This is a genomic window from Pedobacter sp. 05L430, assembly GCF_056397585.1.
In genome coordinates, this window is record NZ_JBFTNT010000259.1 from 1 (window position 1) to 6,106 (window position 6,106).

Annotated in this window: 8 protein-coding genes; all 8 read right to left on the reverse strand. The window is 39.1% G+C overall.

Annotated features, from left to right (window positions below; all coding sequences use genetic code 11):
* The coding region (locus AC1DG9_RS21745) for a hypothetical protein (RefSeq protein WP_477635222.1) at nt 1–243 on the reverse strand (243 nt) is incomplete at its 3' end.
* A 2-nt stretch (nt 244–245) separates the two neighbouring features.
* Nucleotides 246–2,123: a type VI secretion system tip protein VgrG gene (vgrG, locus tag AC1DG9_RS21750; protein ID WP_172662899.1), complete on the reverse strand. Its 1,878-nt coding sequence runs from the start codon at nt 2,121–2,123 to the stop codon at nt 246–248.
* Nucleotides 2,124–2,127: 4 nt separating this feature from the next.
* Nucleotides 2,128–2,847: a CIS tube protein gene (locus tag AC1DG9_RS21755; RefSeq protein WP_172662898.1), complete on the reverse strand. Its 720-nt coding sequence runs from the start codon at nt 2,845–2,847 to the stop codon at nt 2,128–2,130.
* Nucleotides 2,848–2,849: 2 nt separating this feature from the next.
* A complete protein-coding gene (locus AC1DG9_RS21760) occupies nt 2,850–3,011 on the reverse strand; it encodes a DUF5908 family protein (protein ID WP_172662897.1) in 162 nt (53 codons plus the stop codon).
* A 3-nt stretch (nt 3,012–3,014) separates the two neighbouring features.
* Nucleotides 3,015–3,560, reverse strand: coding sequence for a phage tail protein (locus AC1DG9_RS21765; protein WP_172662896.1), 546 nt, complete (start codon nt 3,558–3,560; stop codon nt 3,015–3,017).
* An 11-nt stretch (nt 3,561–3,571) separates the two neighbouring features.
* A complete protein-coding gene (locus AC1DG9_RS21770; protein WP_048905512.1) occupies nt 3,572–4,006 on the reverse strand; it encodes a phage tail protein in 435 nt (144 codons plus the stop codon).
* A 37-nt stretch (nt 4,007–4,043) separates the two neighbouring features.
* Nucleotides 4,044–5,618, reverse strand: coding sequence for a phage tail sheath family protein (locus AC1DG9_RS21775; RefSeq protein WP_477635223.1), 1,575 nt, complete (start codon nt 5,616–5,618; stop codon nt 4,044–4,046).
* A gap of 16 nt (nt 5,619–5,634) precedes the next feature.
* On the reverse strand, nt 5,635–6,106 hold a 472-nt coding region (locus tag AC1DG9_RS21780), incomplete at its 5' end, for a hypothetical protein (protein ID WP_477635224.1).

Genomic DNA, 6,106 nt, shown 5'->3' on the forward strand with positions numbered 1-6,106 from the left:
TTCAACTACCGCGTTATATAGCGTATCATCATTGAACTTTGTTTTTATTACAAAAGCTTCAGGATGAGCTTTTAAATGATTAATTACCCCTATGGCTACTGCCACACATAAAAGCGTCATCTGTTTATTTGTTTCTGGAGGATTTTTCCCCATTACTTCTGGATAATGCTCATTGAATGCAGCCTGAATTGCTTCTGCCATGCTTCCGGCAAGATCTGAGGGGGTTCCTGGAATTAAGGCCATAATTATCCTGTTTTAACTTTTACTGATAATAGACTTGGTGTAGCTGGTGGCATTGGAGGAACGGGTGGTGCAGGACTCACAGGTAATCCCAGCGCGGTCTCACCAGGGTGCATATGTGTAGCGTATATGTTTACAATTTGGTTTAGGTAAGTAAGTAATTCATCTCCAAATACAAGTGGATGAGAAGCACCGTCAACAAGTTCTATCTGAGGGGCATCCACCACTACTTTTGTATTTCCATGTACTTTTATCAGTCCTCCATTGATATCTATATTTATTTCATTACCGTTGGCATCTTTTACTGTAATAGCCGAAGGCTCAGTAATGATTTTATTTCCACTCTGATCTTCAACACTAAAGCCTTGTTTATCATCGCTAATGAATACTTTGTTTTCTCCAGGGGTTTCAATTTTAATTTCTTTGATGTCATCATCAAAAGTCAATTTCAATTTTTCGCGGGAAGTGTAACCCTTTTTATGGTTGTCATTTGAAGGTTGTATCGGTGGAACTTTATTGGAACTGTGAAGCATGCCCAAAATAACAGGCTGACGAGGGTCATCGTACAAAAAACCAAGAAGCACTTCATCGTCAAGCTCTGGTCTGAAGAACATTCCTCTTTCATTTCCCGCATCTGTTAGGGCTATCCTTGCCCATACTCCATCATCATTCGCATTAATATAAGGCATTTTTACCCTAACACGTTGTTCTCCATCAGGGTCCTCATTATCGGTAACAATGCCGGTATGTAACCCAATTACGCCTGGTAATAATCCGCCGGCTTTTGGTGCAACAATATGGTTTTCTTCCATAAACGAATCAGGACTATGACCAAACTGAACATGTGTTTTCCATCCGTTTGACAGGGTATAATCGTGTCTTACACCGCTTACAAAAGCCTTTCCATTAAATCGTTGGCCTAGCCCATTCAATTCCACCACATCGCCCGGATTAATGTTAGCAATACCTTGAAATTTCACTTTGCCTCTTATTTTCGATAATCTGGATTTCAACAACTCTGCATCGGCCCAGGCTTGAGTTTCCTGTGGATCTATTGAACCCGAATGGTTTAGCGATATTTCAGCGGGGCTGGCAACTGAAGCTAACTCTGTTGTTGTAAAGCTCCCCTGCTCTTCTAAATCAGAAGGGTCGTTGGCTGTGGATTCAGCTATTTCCTGGTTGGCCATATCCCATGCTTTACCAATTACTGAAGTATATTGATTTCTGCTATCCATCTCTGCATCGAGTTCTATAATTGTTGCTCCATGTAAAAGCGAGAGAATGGCCTCGCCGGTAACCGTGGGTTTTTTAATAACGATGTTTTCGTCGTTTGTCAATATGATATTACCATTTGCTTCTGCCCTGCTTAAAATGAAGTCCCAATCAGTAGAATTGTATTGAACCATTTCTTTGTAAGTTACATCGGTAGATTCAACGTTGATATCCGTAAAACCCGCATCTTCTAAAATCTGGGTGATAATATCCGAATCAGGGAGATCATGAAAATAGGCATTCTTACGACCGATCGTTGTTTTTATTGCTTTGTGCCTACATTCTACTGTAAGCAACGGTGCCATACCCGTTCTTATCTTGAGTGATTGTTTAATTATAATTCCTTTGAATATATTTACAGTAGTGTCTGAATCCCCTGCTTCAATTTCTATTTCGTTGCCTGGGCTGAATAAATCTCCATCAGTTAATGGAAATATCCCGTCAGAAGCATCTCCATCCTGAAAAACTAAAATGGCAGAAGATATCTTATTGACCACCTTGGTAACAAAAACAGATTGCTTAGCTACCGATTGAGGTACATCTTCGCCGTTTATTTTGAGTTTGAATTCAGCAACCGACTCAACTTCAGGAATCATTCTTTCTTCAGCCATTGCCTTACGATTTTACATTCTTATCAAAAGGTGGAAAAACCAATTTCTGTCCGGGTATCAAATCCCTGAAATTTTTCAAATTATTAACCTTTGCTATTTCCAGATAATATTTAAAATTGCCGTAAATTTTATGAACCATTGCTGGTAATGTATCCCCCTCTTTTACAATTCGGATATGGGTAAGGTCTGCGGATTTTTTATCTTCTTCGGCTTCAATTTGCTCCTTGGCTCTTTTTTCAATGAAAGTTGCTGTAATAATTGCCCGAAGTGGTTTGCCTCCGTTATTAAATAGTTTGTATTGGATATTTGCTGTTTTTAAGATACAATCAAATGCAAACTGGTTGGCCCTGTACCAAATTAAACCTGGCCAATTTATACGAAGAAATCTAGTCCTATGCCCTTTACCATCATACCCTGTAGTTTGATAAAATTCAATAATCTTATCCTTAACATCCAATGGAACTCCTGTGGCATTTGTACCATCTAAAAAAAACTTTAATGTAACTTCAAATGGTGTAGTGCCAAGAAATGGCCCTGCATTACCTGTTGCTCCACTTGCAGGATTCTGCTCTGATAAAACAGTGTAATTAAGCGTAATTTCATCAGGATTAATAAAAGTAGAAAATGTTTTCTCCGAGTCTCCTGCCCGATCAATTTTCTCCCATGACTCAATTTTAAGCTTATCAGCAGGCTTAAAGGGATTTAAGGCATCAAGAATTCCCATGGTCACCGTTCATTTTTTTGTTTAAGGATTTCCATAACCTGCTCTACGCATTCTTTAATGATGTCTTCTTTTGAAGGAGTATTGCTGCCCTGATGAGCCCCTGAAGAAGAAGCATCATCAGACACAGATACAGCGATTTCGATTTCGTTTATTATAATCGGCATAATCTAAAAACTTACAGATCCAGAGACACCTCCGCTTATTGCGCCCCCAACGGCGCCTACAGCCCCCATTAACAAATCATCGAGCCCCATAGGTTTAAAATACTGGTAGGTTAACTCTAATGTTTCTACTACCATTGTATTTTGCTCTGCATTGAATTCGGAGACGTCAATTTTAGTTGGGTAGGCATTAAAAACATGCCATACGTTTAGCGGAATGTGACTGTCGTTCAATAAACTCACAAGGATGTTTTTGGGCTGAAAATTAAAATTTTCGATACTGTCCCGACACCAGTGACTTACAAAAGACCCTAGAAACAATCCGCGTTTCAGTACCAGTTTGTTGTACTGAGGAACGCCGGGAAACTGGTGTTTAAACCTGTTCTCCCCGCCTTCGGCCACAGTTTCTGTTGTAATACTTGCACTTAATCCGCTTACACTTTGGAAACGCACATCCTGAGGCGTTTGCGGGAACATTTCAAATACAACAAGAAAATGAAAGCCAACAGGTGGATAGATTAATCCATCAATGATACCACTGATTAAACTCATAATATTATAGGTTAATCACCATTTTGTATAGTAAGCCCTTCATGGGCCAGGTCAAGTTGTTCAATAGCAACTTCACTTCCGTCAGCCTTTAGATCTGTACTTTGTATTTTAATTGGAAAGGCGTTCTTAATTTTCCAGGTTACTACAGGTTCATGATTTTCATTAAGTAGTTTTATAACTACATCCCGCCTTTCAACAGTATTAAGGCTTATGGTATTTAACCATTGATAGAACTCATTATCTGCAGCAAAAACCCCTCGTTTTAGTGTGATGTTGCTAAATTCCCTCATACCGGGCATTTTAATTTTACTGAATTCTGGCGATGCTCCGTCACGATATTCAATCAGTTTGTTTTCGATATTTAATCCGCTTACTTCCGTAAAGCCAATTTTGGTTCCGCCCCAGTCAACCTGGAAATGAAACTTTGGTAGTGGATAAGTTGCCATTTTATTTTGTTTTAGATGAGCTTTTAAAGCTGATTAATTAAGATTCCTGAAGTTTATGAGAGAATTTGAGAATGATAAACTCTGCCGGACGTACTACTGCCATGCCAATTTCAATATTCATTCTGCCCTCCAATATGTCAAGCGCGGTCATAGTTACACCTAAACCAACCCTAACAAAGAATGCGTGTTCCGGTTTAGCACCTGCAAGCGCTCCTGCCCTCCATTGTTTAATCAGGAAGTTTTCGATCATGGCCCTTACCCTCACCCAGGTATTGGCGTCGTTTGGCTCAAAAACAACCCATTCGGTTCCTTTTTTGATAGATTCTTCTGCAAAAATGAAGAACCTACGCACTGGGACATAACGCCATTCATTGTCATTTCCGGCCAGTGTCCTGGCTCCCCATACCATCACTCCCTTACCCGTAAAATACCTTATCGCATTTATTGATTTACCTGAAGTTGGATCTACATTTAATGACATTTGATCCTGATGAGAAATTTTTAACGATGCCGCATTTACATAAGATAGTGAGACATTGGCAGGTGCTTTCCAAACACCTCTTGAACTATCAACAGCAGCATAAATACCTGCAACTGCTGATGAAGGTGGCATAACAATCGTTATTTTTTGAAGCTGGAGCTTGATAACATTATATAGCTCCGTATTGCCAGTAACTGCTGGTGGGGTAACAGGTGATGTTGGTACGGTTGCAGGAGGTTTCTGAAGATTCAGACCTGTTTTTATTGATTCTTTTAAAGTAGACAGCGGATTTAGAATACTTGCCAGACTAATATTTCCCGGATCACTAGCAGGAGTTTCGACAGTTTGGGTGGTTGTTACTCCTCCAACAACTGTTTTGTAAATTACGTTTACGTCATTGTCTTCAAATCGATAGTTTAATATAGTTTCCAGATAAGGGAAATAAGCAGCTCCATATTTTATCAAATCCAGGTTGCTACCCAGGGTTGCAGCATTTCTAAAATCATCCGCTGAGCTGTTAATGTCGTTAGGCGTGCCCTTTTGTTGTATTACATCAATAATGGTAAATCTGTCCTGAAGCAGAAAACATTGATTTAGTGCCTGATTAATCAGTGAATAATAKCTTGATGAATCTAAAGAAGGCCCATCCGGGAAAAGCAGTAAGGTAGGCTCATCAACTTTCGCTATTGCAGCTAAACCATCTTGCAGTTTTTGTGATGCAATGTCAGTATCAGAAGGAGCTGAAGAAGGATATTGGCCGACTGACACTATGTAACACGGACCTCCTCCATTGGCGAAATACATCTGCAGCCCATAGTATAGTTTGAACCTTGAACTCGTTGCGGCTGCCTTATCAATTGAGATTGTTCTTGCAACTGAAGAATCACTATTGGTAGTGTCTGTAATGGTTACAGTAAATGCTGTTTCCTTCTGGGCCAGACCAAACAATTGTTCATATTCTAGCAATGAACTAATTCGCTGGGGTAACAGCGTAAGATCTTTACCGTTAAAAGTTGCTTTCTCAGTATAACCGATGAATGCAGGAATAGCAGTTTCCACTTCAGCTACGGAAGGTGGAAACGTTGGGATCTCACGTATATAGACCCCGGGGGTTTTAAATACATCTGCCATGTTGGTAGGTTTTTAATTAGATTGTGATTAAAATATCTGAGAAAGTATCAGAACCTTCTGTTCTTATGAGATTTAAAGGAGGATTTGGTAAATTGGCTATAATCACTTTATTTGTACTGTCTGTCAATTTAATCCCCGCAATTGGATCTTGTTTAAGTGGTAATACATTGTTGGACGTAAAAATAAATTTCCCTGGTGGTGAGCTTCCCAGCAATGTAAAATCTATTGATGAACCATTCGTTTTAGCTACATTTATTGTTGTTATCGACGAGTTAAATTGTTTGGTAATGATATATCTCCATTTTGTTGAGCGATTTGTAAACGGAATTTTATATTTTTTTGTGCTGATCGAATGATCATTATTTTGAAATTGATAGGCTGAACTCAAATTGCTTTTATAAAAAATTTCGATTACTCCAAATACATCAGAAATTTCATGGGGATTGATTGAATAAAAAGATGCCTTCTCGGTTCCTTCAATTAAAAAG